This is a genomic window from Paracoccus sp. NBH48 (assembly GCF_015390265.1).
GTDB lineage: Bacteria > Pseudomonadota > Alphaproteobacteria > Rhodobacterales > Rhodobacteraceae > Paracoccus > Paracoccus marcusii.
The window spans coordinates 591621-617415 of sequence record NZ_VUOJ01000004.1; the positions used below are offsets into that span (position 1 = coordinate 591621).

The window sequence follows — 25795 nt, forward strand, 5'->3', positions numbered from 1 at the left end:
CGGGGTGACAGGCTTTGCCCGAATGCCAGTCAGGAGGACCAGATGCTGGACCAGCGGAAATTCTATATCGACGGAGCCTGGGTCGACCCCGTGCAGGCACGCGACCTGGAGGTGATCGACCCGTCGACCGAGGATACGGTCGCGGTGATCTCGATCGGCGATCAGGCGGATACCGATGCGGCGGTGGCCGCGGCCAAGCGCGCCTTCCCGGCCTGGGCCGCGACGCCGCCCGCCGAGCGCCTGGCCGTGGTCGAGCGCATCCTGGCGGTCTATGAGCGGCGCATGCCCGACATCGCCCGTGCGATCAGCCTGGAGATGGGCGCGCCCGAGGACATGTCCTTGGCCGACCAGGCCGAGGCCGGGGCCTGGCACACCCGTAATTTCATCACCGCCTTCAAGGAGTTCCAGTTCGTGCGGCCCTTGGGGGGGCATGCGCCGACCAGCATGGTCGCGTGGGAGCCGGTGGGCGTGGTGGGCCTGATCACGCCCTGGAACTGGCCGATGAACCAGGTGACGCTGAAGGTGATCCCGGCGCTGCTGGCGGGGGATACCTGCGTGCTGAAGCCCTCCGAGATCGCGCCTTTGTCGTCGATGGTCTTTGCCGAGGTGCTGGATGAGGCTGGCGTGCCCGCGGGCGTCTTCAACTTGGTGAACGGCGATGGCGCGGGGGTCGGCAGCCAGCTGTCGGTGCATCCGGATGTCGAGATGATCAGCTTCACCGGCTCGACCCGCGCAGGGATAGCGATCAGCAAGGCCGCGGCCGACAGCCTGAAGAAGGTCGTGCTGGAGCTGGGTGGCAAGGGCGCCAACATCGTCTTTGCCGATGCCGACGACAAGGCCGTGGTGCGCGGCGCACGGCACTGCTTCTACAACAGCGGGCAGTCCTGCAACGCGCCGACGCGGATGCTGGTCGAACGCTCGGTCTATGACCGCGCGGTCGAGGTCGCGGCCAGGGTGGCCGAGGAGACCGCCGTGGCGAGCGCCCATCAGCCGGGCAAGCATATCGGCCCAGTGGTCAGCCGCCAGCAATGGGACAAGATCCAGGGCCTGATCCAGGCGGGCATCGACGAGGGTGCGCGCCTGGTCGCGGGCGGGCCGGGCCTGCCCGAGGGGGTGAACCGCGGCTATTTCGTGCGGCCGACGGTCTTTGCGGATGTGTCGAACGACATGACAGTCGCGCAGCAGGAGATCTTTGGCCCGGTTCTGTCAATCATCCCCTTCGACAGCGAGGAGGAGGCCGTGGCCATCGCCAATGACACCCCCTACGGGCTGACGAACTATGTCCAGAGCCAGGACGGCGCGCGCCGTAACCGCGTGGCGCGGCAGCTGCGGGCGGGCATGGTCGAGATGAACGGCGAATCGCGCGGGGCCGGATCGGCCTTTGGCGGGGTCAAGAAATCCGGCCGGGCGCGCGAAGGCGGCGTGATGGGGCTGGAGGAGTTCATGGACAGCAAGGCCATCAGCGGATGGGACCGCGACGCCTGACCGTCGGGCCGTCTGCGTCCCGCGACGTGCCGGGGGGACTTCCCGTCCCCCCGGACCCCCCTGCTGGGATACCCCACAGACCGGGTCAAGATGCGACAGCGGTGCAGGATTGCGACGACGTTGATGGTGTAGGGCCTGCGGGGGCATAGCCCCCGCGCGCAAGCCAGCCCCTCGATGGGGCCGGCTTGCGCCGCTACCGCCCGGCAGGGCAAACCGTGATCCGGTGCGGAACTCAGCCGATCTCGGCCAGAAAGATGTAGCCCGCGCCATAGATCGTCTTGATCAGCCGCGGGTTCTTGGGATCCTCGCCCAGCTTGGTCCGCAGGCGCGAGATGCGGACGTCCATCGCCCGATCAAAGCTGTCGCCGGCCGTGCCGCCCAGGGTTTCCAGCATCTGTGCGCGGGTGATCAGGCGGCGGGGATTGTCGGTGAACAGGCGCAGCACCTCTGCCTCGGCATGGCTCAGCGGTGTCTCGATGCCGTCGGGCGCGGTCAGCAGGTAACGGTCGAATTCCGCCGTCCAGCCCGCAAAGCGCAGCGTCTGGGGGCGCTGGGTCGCGCTTTGGGACGGCCGTCGCAAGCGGGCGCGGATGCGGGCCACGACCTCGGCCGGCTCGAAGGGCTTGGTGATGTAGTCGTCGGCCCCCAGCTCCAATCCCGTCACCCGGTCCTGGACTTGCGCCCGTCCCGACACGATGATGATGACCGCCCCCGAATCCGATGCCAGCCGATGGACCAGCGCCAACCCGTCCCGGTCCGGCAGGCCCAAATCGATCAGGCAGGCATCCGGCGTGATGCGGCGCAGCGCGGCCTCGAACTCGGTCGCGCGACCGAAGCTTTGCGTGCGAAAGCCTGCCTGTTCCAGCGCGGCGGACAGGATGCGGCGGATCTGCGGCTCGTCGTCCAGGATCGCGATCAGGGGGGCGTCGGTCATGGCATCTCCTTTGCGGGGGCTGCCAGTGCGGCGGCCAGGCGCGGGGCCGTTACGGGCTTGGTCAGCACCGGCCCCGGCGCGCGGGCACGCAGCGGATCGCCCGGTGGCAGCGAGGTCATCATCACCAGGGGCACCGTCCCCACCAGATCCAGTCCCAGCCCATCGCCCAGTTGGATGTCCGACAGGATCACCTCCAGCCCCGGCAGGTCGGTCAGGGCGCGGGCCTCCGACAGGGACGCGGCCTCGATCACCGCATGGCCCAGCCCGGTCAGCTGGTCGCGGACCTGGGCGCGGATCTGGTCGTCATCCTCGACCAGCAGCACCATCCGTCGCGCCACGGGCCGCCAGGGCAGGCGCAGCATCACCTGCGCGCCCCGCGGCCCGTTCGACAGGCGCATGGTGCCCCCGACCATCTTGGTCTGGTCATAGACCATCGACAGGCCCAGACCCGATCCCTGGCCCTTCTTGGTGGTGAAGAAGGGTTCCGTCGCGCGGGACAGGGCTTCGGGGGTGAAGCCGGGTCCGGTATCGCCCACCGTCAGTTCCAGCCAGTCGCCGCTGCGCCGCGCCTTCAGCGTGATGACGCCGGGCGGGGTGATCGCGGCATTGGCGTTCAGGATCAGGTTCAGCGCCGAATCCTGCAGCGCGCCGGGGTCCAGCAGCAGTTGTCCGGGCGGCAGGGCCACGGCCAGGTCCAGCCGCGTCCCTTCGGACAACGAAGGGCGGGCCAGCACCGCCAGATCGGACAGCAACGTCGGCAGGTCCGTCGGCTCCAGCGCGGGTTCGCGCGCGCCGGTGATCTGCGCCAGCCGGTCCAGAAGCGAGGCCCCGCGGCGGGCGGCCGCCAGCGTCGCCTGGACATCCTCGGCCGCGTCCGGTGGCAGGTCGCGGGCGGCGAGACGGGCCTGCAGGCCCAGGATGATCGTCAGCAAGTTGCCGAAATCATGCGCCATGCCGCTGGTCAGCTGGGCGGCCAGGTTGCGCCGCGCGGCATGGGCCCAGCGCCTCGCGCGACTGGACCTCGGCGCTGACATCGGTGGAGAGGATATAAACCCCCTGACCATCGCGGTCCGGCGTCAGCGCGATGCGGATGCGCCGGCCCGAGGTGGGGTGGGTGATCTCGAACACCTGGGGATCGCCCGCCAGCGCGCGCTCCATGAACGGGTGCAGGGTTCGCGCGGTGGCCGCCCCCAGGGCCTGTTCCAGCGTCAGTCCGACGATGTCGCCCTCGGCCCCCGGAAAGATCACCGGCAGCCGCCGGTTGGAGAAGGTATAGCGGAACTGCGCGTCCATATGCGCGATATGGGCCGGGACCATCTCGGTCACTTGGCGGGTGCGGGCCTCGGTCCGGGTCAGGATGCGCTGCGCTTCGGATAGGGCGGCGTTCGTCGCGGCCAGCTTGCGGTTCGCCGCCGCCAGCCGTTCGGCATTCAGCAGCACCTGTTCGGACAGCGCGTCCGACCGCGCCCGAAGCAGCGCTTCCTGGCGCTTGATGTCGGTGATGTCGGTATAGACGGTGACCCAGCCCCCTTGGGACAGCGGCGCGCCCTCGACCGCGACCCACCGGCCGTCGGCGCGTTCGCGTTCGAAGTAGTGCGGCTGGAACGTGCGGGCCTGGGCCACGCGCAGGGCGACGGCCTGTTCGGGGTCCTCGGTCGGGCCGTATTCGCCGCGCCGGGCCAGAAAGCGGATCGTGTCCTCGAAATGGCTGCCCGGCAGGGTCAGGTCGTCGGGCAGGTCGAACATCGTCTGGTACTGCCGGTTGGCCACCGCCAGGCGCAGGTCCGCGTCGAAGATGGACAGCGCCTGGCCGATCAGGTTCAGCCCCGACCGGGTCAGGTCGGCGCGAATCTCGGCCCGCGTGACGGGGTCGGGGTGGTGCATGGCGGTCTCCTCCGCCCGTTGGCCTAGCACCGGTGTGCAGCGTGCGAAAGCGTCGTAACATTTCGTAGGAATCGCGTAAAACTGGCGCAAGGTTTGGCGCCAATGGTATGTGTGTCGCGGGGCACGGGGAGGTGCCGCGCGACAGGGCGTCCGCGCCTTGAGGGAGGATACATGACCGTTCAGCACACGCCCCGGGCGATCTGCAATCCGTGCCCGCGCTGCTGGCGCGCAACGTCGCCCGCTTTGGCGACCGCCCCGCCTATCGCGAGAAGGAATACGGGATCTGGCAAAGCTGGACCTGGACCCAGGCCGCGGACGAGATCCGCGCCCTGGCGATGGGGCTGATGGCGCAGGGGCTGGCGCCGGGCGATCACATGGCGATCATCGGGCGCAACCGTCCGGCGCATTACTGGGGCATGATCGCGGCACAGATGTGCGGCGCGATCCCGGTGCCCCTGTACCAGGACGCCGTGGCCGAGGAGATGGCCTATGTCCTGGATCATTGCGGCGCGCGCTTCGTGCTGTGCGGCGATCAGGAGCAGGTCGACAAGGTGCTGGAGGTCGAGCAGACCACCGGCGCGCGGGCCCGCATCATCTATACCGACGGGCGGGGCCTGAGGAAGTACGACCATGCCAACATGGCGTCGCTGGCCGACGTGCAGGCGCAGGGCCGGGCGGGGGCCGCCACCTTGGGGCCGCGGCTGGACGCGATCATCGCCGGGCTGAATTACGACAGCACCTGCGTGATGCTCTACACCAGCGGCACGACGGGCAAGCCCAAGGGCGTGGTCCTGTCCAACCGAAACATCATCGAGACCGCCCGCAACACCGCCGATTTCGACCATCTGACCGAGGTCGAGGAGATCGTGGCCTATCTGCCGATGGCCTGGGTGGGCGACTTCATCTTCTCGATGGGCCAGGCGATGTGGTCGGGCTTCACCGTGAACTGCCCCGAGGGCGCGCACACGATGATGACCGACATGCGCGAGATCGGGCCGACCTATTTCTTCGCGCCGCCCCGCGTCTTCGAGGGTCAGCTGACCTCGGTCATGATCCGCATGGAGGATGCCAGCCGCTTCAAGCGGTGGCTGTTCAAGCGCGGCATGGCGGTCGCGCATCGCGCGGGCCCGGCGCTCCTGGACGGCAAGACGGTCGGCTTGGGCGACAAGCTGGCCTATGCGCTGGGCAAGATCTTCGTCTTCGGCCCGCTGAAGAACACCCTGGGCCTCAGCCGCGTGCGCGTGGGCTATACCGCCGGAGAGGCGATCGGCCCCGAGATCTTCGATTTCTACCGCAGCCTGGGCATCAACCTGAAGCAGCTTTACGGCCAGACCGAGGCAAGCGTCTTCATCACCCAGCAGCCCGACGGGCAGGTGCGCTCGGACACGGTGGGCGTTCCCAGCCCCGGGGTGGAGGTCCGCATCGGAGAGAACGGCGAGGTCTATTACCGCAGCCCCGGCACCTTCGTCGAATATTACAAGAACGCCGACAGCACCGCGTCCACCAAGGATGCCGAGGGCTGGGTCGCCACGGGCGACGCGGGCTTCTTCGAGGAGGGCAGCGGCCATCTGCGCATCATCGACCGCGCCAAGGACGTGGGTCGCATGGCCAGTGGCGCGATGTTCGCCCCCAAATATGTCGAGAACAAGCTGAAGTTCTATCCCAACATCCTGGAGGCCGTGGTCATCGGCAACGGCCGCGACTTCTGCACCGCGATGATCAACATCGACCTGACCGCGGTCGGCAACTGGGCCGAACGCAACAACATCGCCTATGGCAGCTATCAGGAACTGGCCGGCCACCCGCAGGTCTATGAGACCATCCGCGGCCATGTCGAGGCGGTGAACGAATCCGTCTCGCAGGACCCGATGCTGTCGGGCTGTCAGGTCCACCGCTTCCTGGTGCTGCACAAGGAGCTGGACCCCGACGACGGAGAGATGACCCGCACCCGCAAGGTCCGCCGCGCCGTCATCACCGAGAAGTTCCACGACCTGGTCACCGCGCTCTATGACGGATCGTCCAGCGTCCATACCCGGACCGAGGTCACCTACGAGGACGGCCGCAAGGGCGCCATCAGCGCGACCCTGCGCATCGAGGATGCCCGCGTCTATGGCGACGCGGCCCGTCAGAAGGTAGCAGCCCAATGAACGCGATGACCCAGGACGGCTATGTGACCGCCGACGGCCGCCAGATCGGCCCCGTGGTGATGGAGCTGCGAAACATCACCCTGCGGTTCGGCGGCGTGACAGCCATCAAGGACATCAGCTTCGACATCCGCCAAGGAGAGATCCGCGCGATCATCGGCCCGAACGGCGCGGGCAAGTCGTCGATGCTGAACATCATCTCGGGGTTCTACAACCCGCAGGAGGGGCAGGTCATCTTCAAGGGCCAGCCGCGCCCGGCGATGAGGCCCTATCAGGTGGCGCGTCTGGGCATCGCCCGCACCTTCCAGAACATCGCGCTGTTCGACGGCATGTCGGTTCTGGACAACATCATGACCGGGCGCCTGAACAAGATGAAGGCGGGCTTCCTGTCCCAGGCCCTGTGGTGGGGCGCGGCCGAGCGCGAGGAGAATGAGAACCGCGCCGTGGTCGAACGCATCATCGACTTCTTGGAGATCCAGAACATCCGCAAGACGCCCGTCGGCCGTCTGCCCTACGGCCTGAAGAAGCGGGTCGAGCTGGCCCGCGCGCTGGCGGCGGAACCGAACCTGCTGCTGCTGGACGAGCCGATGGCCGGCATGAACGTCGAGGAGAAGGAGGACATGTCCCGCTTCATCCTGTCGGTGAACGACGAGTTCGGCACCACGATCTGCCTGATCGAACACGACATGGGCGTGGTCATGGACCTGTCCGACCGGGTGGTGGTGATGGATTACGGCAAGAAGATCGGCGACGGCACGCCCGCCGAGGTTCGCAGCAATCAGGCGGTGATCGACGCCTATCTGGGGGTGGCCCATGACTGATCCGATCCGTGCAGAAGTGAAAGGATGCGCCCCATGGACCAGCTGATCTTCGCCGCCGAGGTCGTGCTGAACGGCCTGATGACCGGGGTCATGTACGCGCTTGTGGCGCTGGGCTTCGTGCTGATCTTCAAGGCGTCCGGCGTCTTCAACTATGCCCAGGGGGTGCTGGCGCTGTTCGCGGCACTGACGCTGGTGGGCATCCAGAACGGCCAGGTGCCCTTCGCGCATCTGATCAACGCGGCCTTCGGCACCTCGCTGCACCATTTCGGCTGGACGGTGCCCGCGGTCCTGGCCGTGGCCCTGACCGCGCTGGTGATGGTCGGCCTGGCCTTCCTGATCGAGAAGCTGGTTCTGCAGCACCTGGTGGGGCAGGAACCGATCATCCTTTTCATGGCGACCATCGGCCTTGCCTATTTCCTGGAGGGCCTGGGCGACGTGATGTGGGGCGCCGACATCAAGACGCTGGACGTGGGACTGCCGCAGGGCATCTCGGACGGGATCGAGGCCGTCACCGCGCAATGGTTCGGCTATGGCTTCTTCATCGACCGGCTGGACCTGTGGGCCACGTTGATCGCGGCGATCCTGGTGGCCGCACTGGTGGCCTTCGCGCAATACACCAAGCAGGGCCGCGCCATGCGCGCCGTGGCCGACGACCACCAGGCGGCGATGTCCGTGGGCATCTCGCTGCGCTTCATCTGGGTGATGGTCTGGTCGATCGCAGGTTTCGTGGCGCTGGTCGCGGGCATCATGTGGGGCACGAAATCTGGGGTGCAGTTCAGCCTGTCGCTGATCGCGCTCAAGGCGCTGCCGGTGCTGATGCTGGGGGGCTTCACTTCGATCCCCGGCGCCATCGTGGGCGGGCTGATCATCGGCGTGGGCGAGAAACTGTTCGAATTCACCATCGGCCCGATGGTCGGCGGCGCGACCGAGAACTGGTTCGCCTATGTCCTGGCGCTGATCTTCCTGGTGTTCCGGCCCCAGGGCCTGTTCGGCGAACGCATCATCGAACGGGTGTGACCATGGCGCTTCTTCATTGCAGAAATACCCCGGGGGTGCGGGGGCTGGCCCCCGCCGACCGCGCTGAAAGGAACACCCGATGATCTATCGTGAGGCCGGCGACTTCAAGACCAGCTACCGCGACGACAGCCAGACCTTTCCGATCCGTCTGGACCGCTGGGGCTATTACGCGATCCTGGCCGTGGCCTTCGGGATCATCCCCTTCGTCATCAACGACTATTGGGCCAATGCGGTCCTGGTACCCTTCCTGATCTATGCGATCGCCGCCCTGGGGTTGAACGTGCTGACCGGCTATGCCGGCCAGGTCAGCCTGGGAACCGGCGGCTTCATGGCGGTGGGGGCCTATGCGGTCTACAAGCTGATGACGGCATTCCCGGACGTCAGCATCGTCATCCACATCCTGCTGGCGGGCGGCATCACCGCCGGGGTGGGCGTCCTGTTCGGCCTGCCCAGCCTGCGCATCAAGGGCTTCTATCTGGCCGTGGCCACGCTGGCCGCGCAGTTCTTCCTGGTCTGGCTGTTCAACAAGGTGCCGTGGTTCTACAACTATTCGGCCTCGGGCCAGATCACCGCGCCGACGCGCACGGTGTTCGACCAGGCGGTGACCGGCCCGGCCGCGACCGCGCCCGCGAAATACCTGATCTGCCTGGTCTTCGCCTTCGTGCTGGCCTGGGTCGCGCGCAACCTGACGCGCGGCAGCCTGGGGCGCAAGTGGATGGCCATCCGCGACATGGACATCGCGGCCGAGATCATCGGCGTGAACCCCCTGCGCGCGAAACTGTCGGCCTTTGCCGTCAGCAGTTTCTTCATCGGCATCGCGGGCGCGCTTCTGTTCGCGGTCTACCTGGGCGCGGCCGAGGTCGGCGAGGCCTTCGGCATCAACAAGAGCTTCCTGGTGCTGTTCATGATCATCATCGGCGGCCTGGGCAGCATCTTCGGCAGCTTTGCCGGCGCGGCCTTCCTGGTGCTGCTGCCGGTGCTGCTCAAGAACTTCCTGGTCGGCAACATGGGCTGGCCCACCGACCTGGCCGCCCATATCGAGCTGATGATCGTGGGCGCGCTGATCGTGGCCTTCCTCATCGTCGAGCCGCACGGCCTGGCGCGCCTGTGGCGCCTGGCCAAGGACAAGCTGCGCCTGTGGCCGTTCCCGCATTAACGTCAAGACCGGGCAACCGGCATCGCATCTCTGGGAGGAGACCCGCAATGAAACTGACCCTTGCCGCCCTGGCCACCACGATGATGGTCGCAAGCCCCGCACTGGCGGACCTGATCGTGCCGAACATGTCCTATCGGACCGGCCCCTATGCCGCGAACGGCATCCCCTATGCCGACGGCTTTGCCGATTACTTCACGCTGCTCAACGAACGCGACGGCGGCATCGGCGGTCAGCGCATCCAGGTCCCGGAATGCGAGACCGCCTACAACACCGAGAAGGGGGTCGAGTGCTATGAATCGCTGCGCACCCAGAACCCGCTGGTCCTGAATCCGCTGTCGACCGGCATCACCTATCAGCTGATCCCGCGGATCACCCAGGACGGCATCCCGCTCTATACGCCGGGCTATGGCCGCACCTCGGCCAAGGACGGCTCTGTCTTCGAATGGGTGTTCAACGCGCCTGCGAACTACTGGGACGGCGCCTCGGTCGCGGTCAAGCACATCCTGGACCAAGAGGGCGGCGACCTGGCCGGCAAGAAGATCGCGCTGGTCTATCACAACTCGGCCTATGGCAAGGAGCCGATCCGTACGCTGGAGGAGCTGTCCGAAAAGCACGGGTTCGAACTGAGCCTGCTGCCCGTGGACGCACCCGGCCAGGAGCAGAAGTCGCAATGGCTGCAGATCCGCCGCGACCGGCCCGATTACGTGATCATGTATGCCTGGGGCGTGATGAACCAGGTCGCCATCCAGGAGGCCGTGAACATCCGCTTCCCGATGGACAAGTTCATCGGCATCTGGTGGTCGGGATCGGAGAACGACGTGCGCGCGGCGGGGGCCGGGGCCGAGGGCTACAAAGCGCTGACCTTCCACGGCGTGGGCCGAGACTATCCGCTGTACGAGGACCTGCAGACGCATGTCTATGACAAGGGCCTGGCGGCCGGTGCGGGCGATCAGGCGGGCAGCGTTCTCTATTCGCGCGGCGCCTATGCGGCGCTGGTGATCGCCGAGGCCATCGCCAAGGCGCAGGAGCTGGCCGGCACCCCCGAGATCACGCCCGCGCAGATGCGCGACGGCTTCGAGGCGCTGGACATCACCGCCGAGCGCATGGCTGAGCTGGGCCTGCCCGATTTCGGCGCGCCCATCGCGCTGTCCTGTCAGAACCATGGCGGCGACGGCCTGGCCCGCGTGCAGCAGTGGAACGCCGCCGAGGGGACGTGGTCGCTGATCACCGACTTCATCGAGCCGGATGCCGAGATCCTGGACCCGCTGATCAAGGAAGACAGCGCCGCCTATGCCGCCGAGGCGGGCCTGACCGCGCGCTGCAACTGATCCACGACCGGCGGCGGTCACCCCGCCGCCGGTCCCGCATCCTAGGGGACAGCCCATGTTCGATACCCGCACCCAAGAGACGCTGCTGGACGTCAACAACATCGAGGTGATCTACAACCACGTCATCCTGGTCCTGAAGGGTGTCAGCCTGACGGTGCCCAAGGGCGGCATCACTGCGCTGCTGGGGGGCAACGGGGCAGGCAAGACGACGACGCTCAAGGCGATCTCGAACCTGCTGGCCAGTGAACGCGGAGAGGTGACCAAGGGGTCGATCACCTATCAGGGCGACGACATCACCGCGCTGGACCCGGCCGCCCTGGTTCGGCGCGGCGTCATCCAGGTGATGGAGGGGCGCCACTGCTTCGAGCACCTGACGGTGGAGGAGAACCTGCTGACCGGCGCCTATACCCGCCGCGACGGATCGGCCGCCATCAAGCGCGATCTGGAGCTGGTCTATGACTATTTCCCGCGCCTGCGCGAGCGGCGGAAGAGCCAGGCGGGATACACCTCGGGCGGCGAACAGCAGATGACCGCGATGGGTCGCGCGCTGATGTCGCGCCCGCAGATGATCCTGCTGGACGAGCCGTCGATGGGCCTGGCCCCGCAACTGGTCGAGCAGATCTTCCAGATCGTTAAGGCCGTGAACGAGGGCGAGGGCGTCACCTTCCTTCTGGCCGAGCAGAACACCAACGTCGCGCTGCGCTATGCCCATCAGGGCTATATCCTGGAGAACGGGCGCGTCGTGATGGAGGGTCCGGCCGCGCAGCTGCGCGAGAACCCGGACGTCAAGGAATTCTACCTGGGCATGTCGGACGAGGGGCGCAAGTCCTTCCGCGAGGTGCGCAGCTATCGCCGGCGCAAGCGCTGGCTGGCCTGAGGGGGTCATCATGGGATATTACGACGATCTGGAAACGCGCGACGAGGGTCAGCGCGCCGAGGCGCTGGCCCAGGCCCTGCCGCTGGCGCTGAGCCGCGCCAAGCTGGCCCCCGCGATGGCGCGCCTTCTGCGCGACGTGGAGCCGGAGGTGGTGACCGACCGCGCCGCGCTGGCCCGCCTGCCGGTGATCCGCAAGGCCGAGCTGTCCGAGGCGCAGCGCAAGCAGCCCCCCTTCGGCGGCTATACCACCCGCCCCGCCGCGCAGTTCGACCACATCTTTCAAAGCCCGGCCCGATCTATGAACCCGGTCGGCGCGACGGCGACTGGTGGCGGCTTGGCCGCTTCCTGCATGCCGCGGGCGTGGGGCAGGGAGACATCGTCCAGAACTGCTTCGGCTATCACCTGACGCCTGCCGGGATGATGTTCGAATCGGGCGCGCGGGCCGTCGATGCGGCGGTCCTGCCCGCCGGCACCGGGCAGACAGAACTGCAGGTGCGCGCGGCCGTCGACATCGGCACGACCTGCTATGCCGGCACGCCCGATTTCCTCAAGGTGATCCTGGACCGTGCCGACGAGATGGGCGAGGTGCTGTCCTTCACCAAGGCCGTGGTGGGCGGCGGCGCGCTGTTCCCGTCGCTGCGCCAGATGTATGCCGACCGGGGGATCGTCACGCGGCAATGCTATGCCACCGCCGATCTGGGTAACATCGCCTATGAGAGCGAGGCGATGGAGGGAATGATCGTGGACGAGGGCGTGATCGTCGAGATCGTGCGCCCCGGCACCGGCGATCCGGTTCCCGACGGCGAGGTCGGCGAAGTGCTGGTGACCACGCTGAACCCGGATTATCCGCTGGTTCGTTTCGCGACGGGTGACCTGTCTGCGGTCCTTGCAGGTACCAGTCCTTGTGGTCGTACCAACATGCGTATCAAGGGGTGGATGGGGCGCGCCGATCAGACGACCAAGATCAAGGGCATGTTCGTGCGCCCCGAACAGGTGGCGGCCCTGGTCGCGCGCCATGCGGATGTGTCCCGCGCCCGCGTGATCGCCGATCGTCGCGGAGAGATGGACGTGATGACCGTCCAGCTGGAAACCGCGGGTCAGGGGGGCGACTATGCCGCATCCGTCATGGACACGCTGAAGCTGCGCGGCGACATCGAACTGGTGGCACCGGGCAGCCTGCCCAATGACGGCAAGGTCATCGAGGATCGCCGCAGCTATGAATAGGACGCATTTGATCCGTTAACTTGATCGAAACCTTTGCCCCGGTGACAAGGATGCCTGACCGGAACGAAGGATAGACATCATGGCTGCGGGCAAGGGGCTGAACGGGCCGTCCATCATCATCAAGCGCGTCGAGGCGTCGTCCGACGGCGGCCATCACGGTGGCGCGTGGAAGGTCGCCTATGCGGATTTCGTGACCGCGATGATGGCGTTCTTCCTGCTGATGTGGCTGCTGAACGCCACCACCGAGGAGCAGAAGACCGGTCTGGCCGACTACTTCGCACCGACGGTGATCCAGACGCCGAACGCCACCACCAGCGGCGGCGGTGACGGGACCGAGGACGGCGTCCGTCACGCGGTCGACGCGCCGCTGCCCGACAGCGACAGTGCCGGCGACTTCGAGGAGGTCGCCCGCGCCGTCCAGGACAGCCTGACCGGCACGGGCGCCGAATCATCCCAGCTGACCAACCTGCTGCAGCATGTCGTGACCCGCATGACCGACGAAGGGTTGGTGATCGAGCTGGGCGATCTGACCGACGCCCCCCTCTTCGTCGAGGACACCGCCCAGCCCCAGCCCGCCCTGTCCGAACTGATGGGAATCATCGCGCGGGTCATCCGGCATGTCAGGAACGACGTGGCGATCTCGGGCCATGTGCGCGCCTATCCAGAAACCCTGGTCGCATCGCCGGTCTGGCCGCTGTCGGATGCCCGGGCACATACGGTGCGCAACCTGCTGGAACAGCAGGGTTTCGACGGCAAGCGCGTGCAGCGGGTCAGCGGCTATGCGGACCGCAAGAACCGGCAGGGCAACCCGATGGACCCGCTGAACAACCGGATAGAGCTGATTTTACTCAGGTAGCCGTCGCGGTTAGCCTTATCTTAAGCGTTCACGGGCAGGGTGACGGACAAGACCGAAATCAGAAGGGTGTCTGTCCATGTCCATCTCCTCTGCGATGAATGCCGGCGTGTCCGGCCTTGCCGCGAACTCGTCGCGGCTGGGAACCATCTCGGACAATATCGCGAACGCATCGACCTTCGGGTACAAGCGCGTCGAGACCGACTTCAATGCGCTGGTCGTGGGGCAGGGGGCGGGCCTTTACACCGCAGGCGGCGTTCGCGCGTCGACGACGCGATCGGTGTCGCAGGACGGTGCGATCGTGACCACCTCGAATGCGCTGGATCTTGCGATGACCGGGCGGGGCATGCTGCCCGTGACGACCCTGAACGATGCAACCGGTGGGGGGACGCCGTCGCTGATGATGACGCGGACCGGTGCGTTCCGTCCCGATGCGGGCGGCTTGCTGCGCACCGAAAGCGGGCTGGTGCTGATGGGCTGGCCCACGGCCGCGGACGGCAGCATGCCGCTTGTCGCGCGCGACACGTCGGCCGCACTGCAGCCGATCCGCATCGAATCGAACCGCCCCGTCGGGGATCCGACGACGCAGGTGTCGCTTGGCGCCAACCTGCCCGCGACAGAGACCCTACCCACCGGCTCGGGCGACCCGCTGCCGCTGCGTGTCGAGTATTTCGGCAACCTGGGAACCTCGGAGTCGCTGGACATCACCTTCACGCCCGACACCAGCGATCCAACCGGCATGTCGAACACCTGGACGGTCAGCATCAGCGACAGTGCCAGTGATCCCGCGGCCAACCCAATCTCTACCTTCCAGGTAACATTCGACGACAGCCAGGGGGCGGGCGGCGCGCTGCAGAACGTCGTCGGCGGCGGCTATGTTCCGGCAACCGGGGTGATCCCGCTGACCGTCGGGGGCGGCAACATAGAGCTTTCCATCGGCGTGCCGGGCGGGGCCTCGGGCCTGAAGCAGCTGGCGGCCAGCTTCTCTCCATCGAACGTGGTCAAGAACGGCTCTCCGGTGGGGCAGCTGGTCGCGGTCGAGGTTGACCCGCAGGGCTATGTCAAGGCGACCTACGACACCGGTTTCGTCAAGGCGCTGTACAAGATCCCCGTCATCGACGTCCCGAATCCCAACGGCCTGGTGGCGGTCGAAGGGCAGGCCTTCAAGACATCGCCCGATTCAGGCGGCTTCTTTCTGTGGGATGCGGGCGACGGGCCGACGGGCGCCATCGCCGGCTATGCGCGCGAGGCGTCGACCACCGACATCGCGCAGGAACTGACGCATCTGATCACCACGCAGCGCGCCTATTCGTCGAACGCCAAGATCATCCAGACGGTCGACGAGATGCTGCAGGAAACCACGAACATCAAGCGCTGATCCGTCCCGCAGGGGATCGGGTGAAGGAGGCCGGACATGAGCATTGCCAAGGCGATATCGAACGCGATGTCGGGGCTGACCGCCACCGCGCGCGGCACCGAGACGGTGGCGTCGAACATCGCCAACGTCATGACGCCCGGTTATGCCCGGCGCGACATGGTGGTGTCCGCCCAACTGCACGGCGGGGGCGTGCGCATCGACGGCATCACCCGGATCGTCAATTCCAGCCTGCTATCCGAATCGCGCCTGGCGGCCTCGTCCGTCGGTGATGGCACCGCACGCGCGTCGTTTCACCGGTCGATGGAAAAGGTCATCGGTCTTCCCGGAGAGGCGCATTCCCTGTCGGGTGCGCTGACCGATTTCCAGGCCGCGCTCAGCAGTGCGGCGACGCGGCCCGATGACGAGATCCGCCTGTCGCAGGTCGTCAGCACGGCCTCCGCGCTGGCGGACCGGCTGAACGCGGCGTCGACCGCGGTTCAGGGCGCGCGCAGCGCCGCGCAGCAGGGCATCGCGTCCGACGTGGCGACGGTGAACGCCTCGCTGGAGCGGGTGGCCTATCTGAATGCGCGCATCTCCATCCTGGATTCCGACGGCAAGGATGCCACCCCGTTGATGGACGAACGCCAGCAGGTGATCGACCGCATCGCAAGCATCATTCCCGTCCAGGAGGTCGCGCGCGACTCGGGCAAGGTCGCCCTGTTCAGCGCCGAGGGGGCGGTGCTGCTGGATGGCAGCGTGCCGGCCCGGCTGGGATTTTCAGGCGCGGATCAGGTGACCGCGGGTCAGGTCGTTGGCGCACCCCTGGAACTGCTGACCCTGAACGGGACGCCGGTCACCGCGGCGCAGATGCGCCTGTTCGGCGGCGGGTCCTTGGCCGCCAACTTCCAGATCCGCGATCAGCTGGCCCCGCAGATGCAGTCGGAACTGGACGACATGGCCTTTGACCTGCACCAGCGTTTGGTCGATCCCGCCGTCGATCCGTCCCTCGGGGCTGCCGATGCCGGGCTGTTCACCGACGGCGGTGCGCGCGCGACCGCAGCGACGGTCGTGGGCCTGTCCGGTCGGATCGCACTGAATGCGACGGTCGATCCGGGACAGGGGGGCCAGCTGTGGCGCCTGAGGTCGGGCCTGCAGGCTGCGAACGGCGAACCGACGGGCCAATCCGCGATCCTTTCGGCGCTGGTCCAGGCGCTGGACGCCTCCCGCCCTGCGCAGGCGGGCAGCGGCTTCGAGGGGAACGGCACGCTGACCGCCCGGTTCGGGTCGGTCGAGTCGCGTGTGTCGACCCGGCGGGTCGAGGCCGAGGCCGACCTGACCATCCGCAGCAGCCGCCAGTCGACCATCGCCTCCAGCCTGATGGCCGAGGGCGTGGACAGCGACGCCGAGATGCAACGCCTGCTGCAATACGAACAGTCCTATGCAGCCAATGCCCGCGTGCTGGTCGCCGTGGACGAGATGATCAACCAGATCCTGAGGATGTAGCCGTGACCCTGAACAGTATCGGTGACCAAGCCCGCGCCTATGCGCTGCAGGTCGCCTCGAACCGGATCAAGACGACCCTGTCCACCCTGACCCAGGAGGTCGCGTCCGGGCAGGTCGCGGATGTGGGCCAGCGCGTCGGCGGCAACACCCGCGCCCTGAACGAGATCGAAGGCCGCATCCAGCTGGCAGGGCAGATGCGCCAGAACGGTCAGGATGCGGGCATCCGGCTGCAGGCAGTGCAGGACATGTTCGACGCCGTCCGGCTCAGCACGACGGAGCTGGGCCTGGCTCTGGCCACCGACCCGTTCAACGACCAGGCCCTGCTGGGGACGCGGTCGACAGAAGTGGCCAATGCGTTCGATTCGGTGATCCAGAGGCTGAACGGCACGAACAGCAATCGGTACCTTCTGTCCGGAGAGGCGTCAGACGTGGCCCCCCTGTCGGATGCGACCAGCATCCTTGACAGCCTGCAGGCCATCGTCGCGCCGCTGACCACGGCCGCAGACGTCGCGCAGGCGGTGTCCGACTGGTTCGACGCTCCGGCCGGGGGCGGCGGGTTTCTGGACACGGCCTATCACGGGACCCTGGGCCAGCCGCAGCGGATCACCGTCGGAGAAGGCGTCTCGGTCGAGATGCAGACGACCGGTGCGTCTGGCCCGGTGCGCGACCTGCTGAAGGGCCTGGCGACCGCAGCCATCCTGGACCGCGGTATCCTGGCGGGCAACGTGGCCGAGCGGAGGGAGCTGTTGTCCACGGGCGGCACCCTGATGGTCGCCGCGGATAGCGCCGTTCTGGGAGAGATGGGGCGTGTGGGCCTTGCCCAGCAGACCGTCGAGCGCGCGCAGGTCACCGGGACCTCGACCCTGAACACGCTGGAACGCGCCCGCGGCGACATTCGCAGCGCTGACCCGTTCGAGACGGCAGCAGCCCTGACCGAAGTGCAAAGCCAGCTGGAATCGCTCTATGCGGTCCAGGCGCGGCTGGCGAACCTCAAGCTGGTGGATTTCCTGCGATGAAGACAGTTCTGCAAGCACTGATCCTGTGGATGGCCGTGGCGACCTCGGCCCTGGCCGTGCCCGTGCGCATCAAGGATCTGGCCGATTTCGACGGCGTACGGGGCAACGACCTGGTCGGCTATGGGCTTGTCGTCGGCTTGGACGGGTCGGGCGACGGCATGCGCAATGCCCCCTTCACCGAAGAGATGCTGGCCGGCCTGCTGGAACGGCTTGGGGTGAACGTCACCGATGACGCCCTGAGGTCCAAGAACGTGGCGGCGGTGATCGTGACGGCCACCCTGCCGCCCTTTGCGCGGTCGGGCAGCAGGATCGACGTGAGCGTCTCTGCGATCGGCGACGCGAAAAGCCTGCTGGGCGGTACGCTGGTGATGACCCCGCTGAAGGCCGCGGATGGCAACATCTATGCCGTGGCCCAGGGATCGATCATCGCGGGCGGGGTCGCGGCGCAGGGCGACGCGGCCCGCGTGGTCGAAGGCGTGCCCACCACCGGCAGCATCCCGGTGGGCGCCCGGGTCGAGCGCGAGGTAGAGTTCGATTTCGCCGGCATCGACGACATCCGCATCGCGCTGCGCAATGCCGACTTCACCACCGCCACGCGGGTCGAGGACGCGATCAACCGTGACTTCAACCGTCAACTGGCCGTCACGCTGGACAGCGGCACGGTCGTCGTGAACTTCCGCGGCCTGGGCGACGTGAACCCCGCCCGCGTCGTCGGCCGGATCGAGAACCTGCTGATCGAACCCGAAGACCGGGCCAAGGTCGTGATCGACCACAAGTCCGGGACGATCGTGGTGGGCGAACGCGTGCGCATTTCCCGGGTGGCGGTGTCGCAGGGCAACCTGACCCTGCGCGTGGCCGAGGCGCCGTTGGTGTCCCAGCCCAACCCGTTTGCCGCTGGAGAGACAGTGACCGTGCCCCGCACCGCCGTCGACGTGAACCAGGAACCCGGCATCGGCTTTGTCGAGGTGGCCGGAGAGACCAACCTGTCGGATCTGGTCGACGGTCTGAATGCCCTGGGGGTGCGGCCCCGCGACATGATCGACATCCTGAAGTCGATCCATTCGGCAGGTGCCCTGCACGCGGACCTGATCGTCGAGTAACGATCAGGCGCGCAGGGCGCCGGTCAGCGCCGACAGCGCAAGGGCCGCCGTCCCGGGCCGCGTCTGCCGATAAAATCCGCCACGCCGCATGGCCATCACGGCCTGCGGCCCGGTGCTGTCCAGCATCCGGCCCAGATGCGCCAGCGTCGCGCGGCTGTCGGACGGAAGATCCAGGGGCAACAGGCTGGCGCGGTTGGCCCGCAGCCAGCCGCCGAACTGCCCGGCCATCAGCTTGCGCAGCCGCGCGGCCAGCGCAGGCAAGGTATCGTTGCGCCCCACCTCGGATCGGGCATGCTGGCGGTACAGCAACCCGGGTTCCGGGTCGTGGATCAGCGTCGCGCCGTGGCCCGCGCTGACCTGATAGGCCCACCAGTCATGAGAGATCACCCCCGCCCGCATTGCATGCGGCGCGGCGTGCTGCAGCAGCGCCACGGCGTGCCGGTTGAACACCGAGGTGTTGCCCGCCATGCAGGCCTGGACCAGCGCGTTGCGAAAGCCCAAGGGACGCAGGAACCGGCGCGATGGTGCCAAGGGGCGCAGGTCCGCATCGGTGATGATGGTCCGGGCGGCGTAATGGGCGGGTCCGGCCAACCCCTGCAAGGCGGACATCGCGCGGGCCAGCTTGTGCGGCAGCCACTGGTCGTCCTGATCGCAGAACGCGGCCGATGCATCGGGGGGCACGTGATCCAGCAGCGACAGGAAGTTCCGCGTGGCGCCCGCGCGCGGTCCGTCGACCAGGCGCACCTGTCCTGCGGGCCGATCCGCCGCGAACCGTTCGACGATCTGCCGGGTTTCATCGGTCGACCCATCATCGGACACGATCAGCGACCAATCCGCGTGCGTCTGTGCCGCGATGCTGTCCAGCTGCGTGCCCAGGTGCGGCGCGCCCTGCCAGGTCGCCATCAGGATCACCACATGATGCGCGTGCAACGGCCCCTCCGGAAAAGCAGACACCCGAAGCGGTCGCTCCGGGTGTCTGCGGTTCTGGCCCGAAGGCGCGGCAAGGGCAAGCGGTCAGCCCGGCTGGCGGGCGATATCCTCGATCAGGACGGCGGTGACGGGGGCATCCGTTGCGGTCTTGGCGGCCTGCAGCAGACCCTCGCGCAGGGTGACAAGGTTGCGATCCGCGGTGAAGTTGCCGTCGAAACCGCCGGTATTGGCGTGGATCATCAGCTGGCGCAGCAGGGCGTCGCGCAGGATGTGCTCCTTCTTCGACAGCGCCTGGAGGTTGGCCCCGTCGGTCTGCAGGGTCACCGTCAGGATCATCACGTCGCGCAGGTCGCCCTGACGCATCAAGGGCACGAAGAACTGGGTCGGGAACTGGAAATAGGCGGCCTCGGTAGGGTCACCCCCGCCACCATGGTCGCCACCGCCGTGGTCTCCGCCCCCGTGATCGTCGCCGCCATGATCCTCGCCACCGCTGTGGCCGTCATCGGTGGGGGCCGCGCCGTGATCGTCCGGGGCTGCGGCCTCGGTTGCGGGATCGGCCGGTGATGCGGGGGCGCGCAGCATGTCGCCACCGAATGCGCCGCCGACCAGGGCCAGCACGGGCAGGGCGATGGGAATGATTTTCTTGATCACGGGAACACCTTCAATAGGGCAGGACGATGTCGGCGATCTGCTGGCCATAGCGCGGCTGCTGCACATCGGTGATCTGGCCGCGGCCGCCATAGCTGATGCGCGCACCGGCGATGCGGTCATAGGCGATCTCGTTGCTGCGATCGATGTCGGCGGGGCGTACGAAGCCGCTGACGGTCAGCTCGCGCAATTCGAAGTTCACGCGGACCTCTTGCGTGCCCTGGATCTGCAGCGTGCCGTTGGGCAGGGTGTCCACGACCGTCGCCGCCACCCGCAACGTCAGCTGATCGCGTCGCGAGATGTTGCCGTTGCCGCGATAGGATGACGACGACGACGCGTCGGCCAAGTTGTCGAAGCTGGCACCTTCGGGCAGCTTCTCGCCAAGGCGCTGCGGGATGCCGACCATCTGCGGGATCGACAGGCTCTCACTGCTGGAGCGGTTGCGGCCGCTGCTGTTGCTGATCGTGGCCTCGTCGTCGATCTCGATCACGACGGTCAGGATGTCGCCGCGGATGGCCGCGCGACGGTCGCTGATCAAGGACGACTGGGTGCCGGCCCACAGCGAGGCCGCGGCCTCGGGGCGGCCCGAATCCAGCGGCAGGTTCAGGGGCGGATTGGTCATCGCCAGGAATTCCTCAGTCTCGCGGGGCGAGGTCAGTTCGGGCGGTTGGCCGATATTTGCGGCCCGCGAACAGCCCGCGGCGGCAAGGGCCAGGCACAGCAGATAGGCGGGTTTCATCGTCGTTCCTCTCAATTGGTGACGGCCAGCGTGCCGTCCGGCATCACCTGGGCGGTGACCGTGCTGCGCGAGCCCATGTTCATGACGCGGATCAGTTCTCCGGCGGCGCCGTCCGACATGGCGCGCCCCTCGGTGTCGATCTGCAGGGCGCCCCGCTGAAAGCGCAGGCGCACGATCTGATTGCGGCCGATCACGCGGGGCGCCTGCAGCATGTTGGCGTGCAGCGGCCGGCCTTCGTAGATGGTGATGCGGGTCTGCATCCCGATCGCAGCGGACGGGTCTGTCAGGCCGGGCCGGTCGCTGTCGATCACCGTCAGGTCGCCCGCCGCGATCACGTGCCCGACCGGCAGGGTGTGCGCCGCGCCCAGGGCGCCTGCGAAGGCCGCCCCCGGCAGCAGCGCCAGCATCACGATCAGCGCCCGCATCACCGCACCTGCGTCGTGGCGCCGAGCATCTGGTCGGCAGCGGTGATGACCTTGGCGTTCAGCTCGTAGCCGCGCTGCGCCTTGATCAGGTCGGTGATCTCGCGCACCGCATCGACAGAGCTTTCCTCCAGATAGCCCTGGCGCAGGGTGCCCAGGCCGTCCTGGCCGGGATTCACGACCTGCGGGCCGCCCGAGGCTGCGGTCTCGATGAACAGGTTGGACCCAATCGCCTCGAGGCCCTTCTCGTTTGCGAAACCTGCCAGGGTCAGCTGGCCCAGCAGCTCGGCATCGACCCGGTCGGCGAAGTAGGCATAGACCTCTCCGCCGGCATTGATGGTGATGGCGCGGGCATCCTCGGGGATGATGATGTCGGGGACGACCGGATAGCCGTCCGAGGTCACGATCTGCCCCTCGGGCGAGCGCTTCAGCCCGCCGTCGCGGGTATACCCCGAGACCCCGGACGGCAGCGTCACCTCAAGATAACCATCGCCCTCGATGGCCAGGTCCAGGTCGCCGCCCGTCTGCGTCAGCGCGCCCTGCTGCAGGTTCACGCTGACCGCTGTCGGGCGCACGCCAAGGCCCAGCTGGACCCCGGCGGGGATCACCGTTCCGTCGGCGGCGGTGACGCTGCCCGGACGGGCGGCCTGCTGGTAGTGCAGGTCCGCGAATTCGGCACGGCGGGCGTTGTAGCCGGTCGTGGACATGTTCGCGAGGTTGTTCGAGATGACCTCGACGCGGGTCTGCTGCGCGCTCATGCCGGAGGCGGCGATCTGCAGGGCTCTCATGGTGGCTCCTTATCGGGTCATGGCGGTGATCGCGCCGCGGATCCGCTGATCCTCGCGATCCAGGAAAGTCTGGCCCAGCTCGTAGGCGCGCTGGACCTCGATCATGCGGGTGATCTCGAAGATCGGGTCGACGTTGCTGTCCTCCAGGAAGCCCTGGCGGATGCGGCCCTCCTCGACCAGCTGCGGCTCGCCCTCGACGGCGAAGCCGGTGCCGCTCTGGCGGGTCAGGTCGGTGCCTTCGGGCGGGGTGAACAGGCCGATGCGGCCAAAGGGCAGGCCGTTCGACGACAGCGTGCCGTCGGCACCGATGGCCACCGCATTGGCGCCGGCCGGCAGGATGATCGGCGCCTGACCCTCGTCCAGCAGACGGTGGCCGTCGGCGGTCATCAGTTCCCCCTCGGCCGAGGGGATGAAGGCGCCCGCGCGGGTCAGGCGCAGCCCGTCGGGCGCCTCGACCAGAAAGAACCCCTCGCCCTCGATGGCCAGGTCCATGCTGTTGTTGGTCTGCGTCAGCCCGCCCTGCTGCAGGTCCAGCAGGCGGCCGCGGGCGTGGGCCATCGACAGCGTGTCGCCCTGCCTGTCCAGCGCGGACAGGTGTTCGGCAAAGATCACCCCCTCGCGCCGGTAACCGGTGGTGTTGGCATTGGCGATGTTGTTGGCCACGACACGCATTTCGGCCATCAGGCCGGATTGCCGCGACAGGCTGGCATAGATTGCGTTGTCCATCTCAGCTGCCCGCGATCATGGGGATGATTTCGCCCAGGTAGAAATCCGCCAGGGCGGTGGTCATGAAGCTCATCGAGACCCAGAAGACGACCAGCATCAGCCCCACCTTGGGCACGAAGGTCAGTGTCATCTCCTGAACCGAGGTCAGCGCCTGGAACAGGCCGATCACCACCCCCGCGATCAGCGCGACCCCCAGAAGCGGGGCCGAGATCCGGACCGAGATCAGCAGCGCCTGGCGCAGCATGTCGAAAAGGACCGTCTCTCCCATCACGACGTTCCTTCCCTACACCGGCATCCGCAGGATTTCCTGGTACGCCTCGACGACCTTGTCGCGGATCGCCACGACGGTGTTCATGGTCAGCTCGGCCTCGGCGATGGTCTGGACCAGCTGCTGGGTGCTGGTCTGGCCGGTCATGGCGCCGGTGGCGACCTGGTCGACCTGGGCCATCTGGGCGGCGAAATCCTCGGCGGCCTGCCCCACGCGGGCCAGGGACTCCGATCCCTGCTGGGGGGCGACGGCCGTGCGGGCGGCGGAATAGGCGTTGGCGGCGTTCAATCCTGAAATCATGGGTCGGCCTTTCTAGCGGCGAAGAAGATCAAGAAGCGATCCGTTCATCTGACGGGTCTGTTCGAACATGCGCAGGTTGGCCTCGTAGCTGCGGCCCGCCTCGCGGGCATCGGCCAGCTCGATCACCAGATCGACGTTGGATCCGTCGTAATAGCCGTCCTGGTCGGCCATCGGATGCGCGGGGTCATGGATGCGCGGCAGCGCCGACTGGTCCAGCTGCATGCGGCCGGCCTGGACCTCGCCCGTCGTGCGGCCGAAACGGACGGCCTCCTCGAAGGCCACCAGCTTGCGGCGATAGCCGGGCGTGTCGGCGTTCGCGATGTTCTCGGACGTGTGGCGCAGGCGTTCGGTCTGCGCACGCATCCCCGACGCTGCCATGCGCAGCGGTGAAATCTGATCGGTCATGGTGGTGGTTCCTTACCTGCGTCCCAGACTGGACCGCAGCAGGTCCAACCCCGAGCGATAGATGGTCAGCGAACGGTCATGGCTGCTCTTGACCTCGGCGGCGCGGACCATCTCCTCCTCCAGCGACACGGAGTTGCCGTTCGGAGAGACGGGGCCCGCGACCTCGATCACCCGCGCCCCGCCGGGCGACCATTGCGGCGCATCCAGGTGGCGGGCGTTCGACACGCGCAGCGTGCCGCCCTCCTCGGCCTGCCGATAGGTCTCGGCAAAGGGCTGCAGGTCGTGGGCACGGAAACCGGGCGTGTCCGCATTGGCGATGTTGCGCGCCACCTCGATGTGGCGGGCCTGCGTGTGCTGGCCCATCGCGCGGGCCATCCGCAGCATTTCGATCTTCTCAAACATGAGGCTTCTCCTCAATCTCGATAAACCCGGTCTTAACCCCAATTGGTTTAGAAACCGTTTCAGCCGCCGGATTTTCGACACGCGGCGAAAGGAGACCGGATGGACAAGCTTGAATCGATCGCGCGCCGGCTGTCGCAGCTGCGCCTGGCCACGCATTACGGTCGCGTGCAGTCGATCCGCGCGGGCCTGATCGCCGCCGAAGGGCTGAACGGGCGCGCATCGGTCGGCGACCGGGTGCGAATCGCCCTGCAATCGGGCGATCTGGGCGGAGAGATCGTGGGCCTGTCGCCCCGTGCCGCCCAGATCCTGCCCGAGGGCCCGATCGAGGGGCTGTCGGTCGGCGCCCAGGTGCAGCTGGACTTCGCGCCGCGAATCGCCCCCTGCGATGCCTGGATCGGCCGGATCATCGACCCGTTGGGACAGCCCCTGGACGGCCGCCCGCTGACCCAGGGCCTGACGCGCCGCAGTTTTCGGACCGAAGCGCCGCCTGCCGCCACGCGCAAGCGCCTTGGGGCGCGGCTGGCCACCGGAATGGCTGTCTTCGACACGCTGCTGCCCATCGTCGCGGGACAGCGGATCGGCCTGTTCGCGGGGTCGGGGGTGGGAAAATCCACGCTGCTGTCGCAGATGGCACGTGGGGTACAGGCGGATGTCGTGGTGATTGCCATGATCGGCGAACGCGGTCGCGAACTGCGCGAATTCGTCGAAAAGACGATGGGTCCGGAGGGCATGGCCCGCGCGGTGATCGTCGCGGCGACCTCGGATCAGTCGCCGCTGATCCGGCGGCGCTGTGCCTGGGCCGCGATGGCCGTGGCCGAGCATTTTCGCGACCAGGGCCGCCACGTCCTGTTCCTGGCCGATTCGATCACCCGCTTTGCCGAGGCGCACCGCGAGATCGCCCTGGCCGCGGGCGAGCCGCCCAGCTATCGCGGCTTTCCTCCGTCGGTGTCGAACCTGATCATGGCGCTGGCGGAACGCGCAGGCCCCGGCCCGGAAGGGTCGGGCGACATCACCGGCATCTTCAGCGTGCTGGTCGCGGGATCGGACATGGAGGAGCCGGTGGCCGACATCCTGCGGGGGACGCTGGACGGCCATGTCGTGCTGGACCGCACCATCGCGGAACGGGGCCGCTTTCCGGCGGTCGACGTGGTGCGGTCGGTGTCACGGTCGCTGCCCGATGCCGCCAGCGCGGTCGAGAACGCGGCCATCGGGCGGGCCCGCGCGGCGCTGGGCGCCTACGCCGAATCGGAACTGATGATCCGTGCGGGCCTCTATGCGCCCGGTTCGGACGCCAAGCTGGACGAGGCGGTGCGATTGTACCCCCAGCTGGACGAATTCGTGACGCGCCGCTGCCCCGGCATCGCGGACAGCTTTGCCGCGTTGGAGGCCGCGCTGCGCCTGCCCATGCGCGCGCGCGCGTGAAACCAAGCGGCGCCGCGTTGCGTTGGCTTAATCAATGTTAGAACGC

24 protein-coding genes and 2 pseudogenes are annotated in these 25795 nt (G+C 67.6%); 14 read left to right on the plus strand and 12 right to left on the minus strand.

The genetic code is table 11. The annotated features are described in order from the left end of the window. Window positions 1-42 precede the first annotated feature (42 nt). Window positions 43-1485, plus strand: a complete 1443-nt coding sequence (locus F1642_RS09775; RefSeq protein WP_194886124.1) for an aldehyde dehydrogenase family protein — start codon at window positions 43-45, stop codon at window positions 1483-1485. A 232-nt stretch (window positions 1486-1717) separates the two neighbouring features. Here the strand turns inward: F1642_RS09775 and F1642_RS09780 are convergent, their stop codons facing one another. Together F1642_RS09780 and F1642_RS09785 are read right to left on the minus strand one after the other, a co-directional pair. Next, a complete protein-coding gene (locus F1642_RS09780; RefSeq protein ID WP_194886125.1) occupies window positions 1718-2419 on the minus strand; it encodes a response regulator transcription factor in 702 nt (233 codons plus the stop codon). Continuing rightward, window positions 2416-4303: pseudogene (locus F1642_RS09785) on the minus strand (PAS-domain containing protein). The gene F1642_RS09780 and the pseudogene F1642_RS09785 overlap by 4 nt, the downstream one beginning before the upstream one ends. A 200-nt stretch (window positions 4304-4503) precedes the next feature. Between F1642_RS09785 and F1642_RS09790 the strand changes: the two are divergent. The 12 genes and pseudogenes from F1642_RS09790 (at window position 4504) to F1642_RS09845 (ending at window position 18699) form a co-directional block, all read left to right on the plus strand. After that, on the plus strand, window positions 4504-6450 hold the full coding sequence (locus tag F1642_RS09790) for an AMP-binding protein (RefSeq protein ID WP_194886259.1): 1947 nt from the start codon (window positions 4504-4506) through the stop codon (window positions 6448-6450). After that, window positions 6447-7268, plus strand: a complete 822-nt coding sequence (locus tag F1642_RS09795; protein WP_194886126.1) for an ABC transporter ATP-binding protein — start codon at window positions 6447-6449, stop codon at window positions 7266-7268. The genes F1642_RS09790 and F1642_RS09795 overlap by 4 nt, the downstream gene beginning before the upstream one ends. Before the next feature lie 33 nt (window positions 7269-7301). Then, window positions 7302-8285: a branched-chain amino acid ABC transporter permease gene (locus tag F1642_RS09800; protein WP_045980991.1), complete on the plus strand. Its 984-nt coding sequence runs from the start codon at window positions 7302-7304 to the stop codon at window positions 8283-8285. Window positions 8286-8364: 79 nt separating this feature from the next. Continuing rightward, window positions 8365-9441, plus strand: a complete 1077-nt coding sequence (locus F1642_RS09805) for a branched-chain amino acid ABC transporter permease (protein WP_194886128.1) — start codon at window positions 8365-8367, stop codon at window positions 9439-9441. A gap of 47 nt (window positions 9442-9488) precedes the next feature. After that, a complete protein-coding gene (locus tag F1642_RS09810; protein WP_194886129.1) occupies window positions 9489-10769 on the plus strand; it encodes an ABC transporter substrate-binding protein in 1281 nt (426 codons plus the stop codon). Window positions 10770-10824: 55 nt separating this feature from the next. Beyond that, the gene (locus F1642_RS09815; protein ID WP_194886130.1) at window positions 10825-11646 is read left to right on the plus strand and encodes an ABC transporter ATP-binding protein; all 822 of its coding nucleotides are present in this window, start codon (window positions 10825-10827) and stop codon (window positions 11644-11646) included. 10 nt (window positions 11647-11656) lie between these two features. Further along, window positions 11657-12870: pseudogene (locus F1642_RS09820) on the plus strand (phenylacetate--CoA ligase family protein). 79 nt (window positions 12871-12949) lie between these two features. Next, window positions 12950-13726 carry a flagellar motor protein MotB gene (locus F1642_RS09825; RefSeq protein ID WP_194886131.1) on the plus strand — a complete coding sequence of 259 codons (777 nt, stop codon included), beginning with the start codon at window positions 12950-12952 and terminating at the stop codon, window positions 13724-13726. A 76-nt stretch (window positions 13727-13802) separates the two neighbouring features. Further along, window positions 13803-15101: a flagellar hook protein FlgE gene (locus tag F1642_RS09830; protein WP_194886132.1), complete on the plus strand. Its 1299-nt coding sequence runs from the start codon at window positions 13803-13805 to the stop codon at window positions 15099-15101. Between the two features lie 36 nt (window positions 15102-15137). Continuing rightward, window positions 15138-16583 (plus strand): flagellar hook-associated protein FlgK, encoded by a 1446-nt coding sequence (gene flgK / locus F1642_RS09835; RefSeq protein WP_194886133.1) that lies wholly within the window; start codon window positions 15138-15140, stop codon window positions 16581-16583. Between the two features lie 2 nt (window positions 16584-16585). Next, the gene (locus F1642_RS09840) at window positions 16586-17599 is read left to right on the plus strand and encodes a hypothetical protein (protein ID WP_194886134.1); all 1014 of its coding nucleotides are present in this window, start codon (window positions 16586-16588) and stop codon (window positions 17597-17599) included. Next, complete coding sequence (locus F1642_RS09845) at window positions 17596-18699, plus strand: flagellar basal body P-ring protein FlgI (RefSeq protein ID WP_045980982.1); 1104 nt, start codon at window positions 17596-17598, stop codon at window positions 18697-18699. Before F1642_RS09840 ends, F1642_RS09845 begins: the two co-directional genes overlap by 4 nt. 3 nt (window positions 18700-18702) lie before the next feature. Here F1642_RS09845 and F1642_RS09850 read toward each other — a convergent pair whose 3' ends face one another. The 10 genes from F1642_RS09850 to F1642_RS09895 form a co-directional block, all read right to left on the minus strand. Next, window positions 18703-19629, minus strand: a complete 927-nt coding sequence (locus F1642_RS09850) for a glycosyltransferase (protein WP_194886135.1) — start codon at window positions 19627-19629, stop codon at window positions 18703-18705. Between the two features lie 84 nt (window positions 19630-19713). After that, complete coding sequence (locus F1642_RS09855; RefSeq protein ID WP_194886136.1) at window positions 19714-20280, minus strand: hypothetical protein; 567 nt, start codon at window positions 20278-20280, stop codon at window positions 19714-19716. A 10-nt stretch (window positions 20281-20290) separates the two neighbouring features. Further along, entirely contained in the window at window positions 20291-21016 is a 726-nt protein-coding gene (gene flgH / locus F1642_RS09860; protein WP_046000723.1) for a flagellar basal body L-ring protein FlgH, read from the minus strand. Window positions 21017-21027: 11 nt separating this feature from the next. Beyond that, complete coding sequence (gene flgA / locus F1642_RS09865) at window positions 21028-21441, minus strand: flagellar basal body P-ring formation chaperone FlgA (RefSeq protein ID WP_045980980.1); 414 nt, start codon at window positions 21439-21441, stop codon at window positions 21028-21030. Beyond that, window positions 21441-22226 carry a flagellar basal-body rod protein FlgG gene (gene flgG / locus F1642_RS09870; protein WP_194886137.1) on the minus strand — a complete coding sequence of 262 codons (786 nt, stop codon included), beginning with the start codon at window positions 22224-22226 and terminating at the stop codon, window positions 21441-21443. The genes flgA and flgG overlap by 1 nt, the downstream gene beginning before the upstream one ends. A gap of 9 nt (window positions 22227-22235) precedes the next feature. Beyond that, entirely contained in the window at window positions 22236-22952 is a 717-nt protein-coding gene (locus tag F1642_RS09875) for a flagellar hook-basal body complex protein (RefSeq protein WP_045980978.1), read from the minus strand. A 1-nt stretch (window position 22953) separates the two neighbouring features. After that, window positions 22954-23220 (minus strand): flagellar biosynthetic protein FliQ, encoded by a 267-nt coding sequence (locus F1642_RS09880; RefSeq protein ID WP_042250834.1) that lies wholly within the window; start codon window positions 23218-23220, stop codon window positions 22954-22956. A gap of 15 nt (window positions 23221-23235) precedes the next feature. Then, window positions 23236-23520, minus strand: coding sequence for a flagellar hook-basal body complex protein FliE (locus tag F1642_RS09885; protein ID WP_194886138.1), 285 nt, complete (start codon window positions 23518-23520; stop codon window positions 23236-23238). A 12-nt stretch (window positions 23521-23532) separates the two neighbouring features. Then, entirely contained in the window at window positions 23533-23925 is a 393-nt protein-coding gene (gene flgC / locus F1642_RS09890) for a flagellar basal body rod protein FlgC (RefSeq protein ID WP_045980976.1), read from the minus strand. Between the two features lie 12 nt (window positions 23926-23937). Next, the gene (locus F1642_RS09895) at window positions 23938-24327 is read right to left on the minus strand and encodes a FlgB family protein (protein WP_045980975.1); all 390 of its coding nucleotides are present in this window, start codon (window positions 24325-24327) and stop codon (window positions 23938-23940) included. Between the two features lie 99 nt (window positions 24328-24426). Here F1642_RS09895 and F1642_RS09900 point away from each other — a divergent pair, with 99 nt between their 5' ends. Beyond that, a complete protein-coding gene (locus F1642_RS09900; RefSeq protein WP_046000726.1) occupies window positions 24427-25749 on the plus strand; it encodes a FliI/YscN family ATPase in 1323 nt (440 codons plus the stop codon). The last annotated feature ends 46 nt before the right edge of the window (window positions 25750-25795 follow it).

Bases quoted from the DNA above. Each gene is read 5' to 3' on its own strand.
- F1642_RS09775 (WP_194886124.1), top strand. From the start codon at position 43: ATGCTGGACCAGCGGAAATTCTATATCGACGGAGCCTGGGTCGACCCC.
- F1642_RS09780 (WP_194886125.1), bottom strand. From the start codon at position 2,419: ATGACCGACGCCCCCCTGATCGCGATCCTGGACGACGAGCCGCAGATC.
- F1642_RS09795 (WP_194886126.1), top strand. From the start codon at position 6,447: ATGAACGCGATGACCCAGGACGGCTATGTGACCGCCGACGGCCGCCAG.
- F1642_RS09800 (WP_045980991.1), top strand. From the start codon at position 7,302: ATGGACCAGCTGATCTTCGCCGCCGAGGTCGTGCTGAACGGCCTGATG.
- F1642_RS09805 (WP_194886128.1), top strand. From the start codon at position 8,365: ATGATCTATCGTGAGGCCGGCGACTTCAAGACCAGCTACCGCGACGAC.
- F1642_RS09810 (WP_194886129.1), top strand. From the start codon at position 9,489: ATGAAACTGACCCTTGCCGCCCTGGCCACCACGATGATGGTCGCAAGC.
- F1642_RS09815 (WP_194886130.1), top strand. From the start codon at position 10,825: ATGTTCGATACCCGCACCCAAGAGACGCTGCTGGACGTCAACAACATC.
- F1642_RS09825 (WP_194886131.1), top strand. From the start codon at position 12,950: ATGGCTGCGGGCAAGGGGCTGAACGGGCCGTCCATCATCATCAAGCGC.
- F1642_RS09830 (WP_194886132.1), top strand. From the start codon at position 13,803: ATGTCCATCTCCTCTGCGATGAATGCCGGCGTGTCCGGCCTTGCCGCG.
- flgK (WP_194886133.1), top strand. From the start codon at position 15,138: ATGAGCATTGCCAAGGCGATATCGAACGCGATGTCGGGGCTGACCGCC.
- F1642_RS09845 (WP_045980982.1), top strand. From the start codon at position 17,596: ATGAAGACAGTTCTGCAAGCACTGATCCTGTGGATGGCCGTGGCGACC.
- flgH (WP_046000723.1), bottom strand. From the start codon at position 21,016: ATGAAACCCGCCTATCTGCTGTGCCTGGCCCTTGCCGCCGCGGGCTGT.
- flgA (WP_045980980.1), bottom strand. From the start codon at position 21,441: ATGCGGGCGCTGATCGTGATGCTGGCGCTGCTGCCGGGGGCGGCCTTC.
- flgG (WP_194886137.1), bottom strand. From the start codon at position 22,226: ATGAGAGCCCTGCAGATCGCCGCCTCCGGCATGAGCGCGCAGCAGACC.
- F1642_RS09875 (WP_045980978.1), bottom strand. From the start codon at position 22,952: ATGGACAACGCAATCTATGCCAGCCTGTCGCGGCAATCCGGCCTGATG.
- F1642_RS09880 (WP_042250834.1), bottom strand. From the start codon at position 23,220: ATGGGAGAGACGGTCCTTTTCGACATGCTGCGCCAGGCGCTGCTGATC.
- F1642_RS09885 (WP_194886138.1), bottom strand. From the start codon at position 23,520: ATGATTTCAGGATTGAACGCCGCCAACGCCTATTCCGCCGCCCGCACG.
- flgC (WP_045980976.1), bottom strand. From the start codon at position 23,925: ATGACCGATCAGATTTCACCGCTGCGCATGGCAGCGTCGGGGATGCGT.
- F1642_RS09895 (WP_045980975.1), bottom strand. From the start codon at position 24,327: ATGTTTGAGAAGATCGAAATGCTGCGGATGGCCCGCGCGATGGGCCAG.
- F1642_RS09900 (WP_046000726.1), top strand. From the start codon at position 24,427: ATGGACAAGCTTGAATCGATCGCGCGCCGGCTGTCGCAGCTGCGCCTG.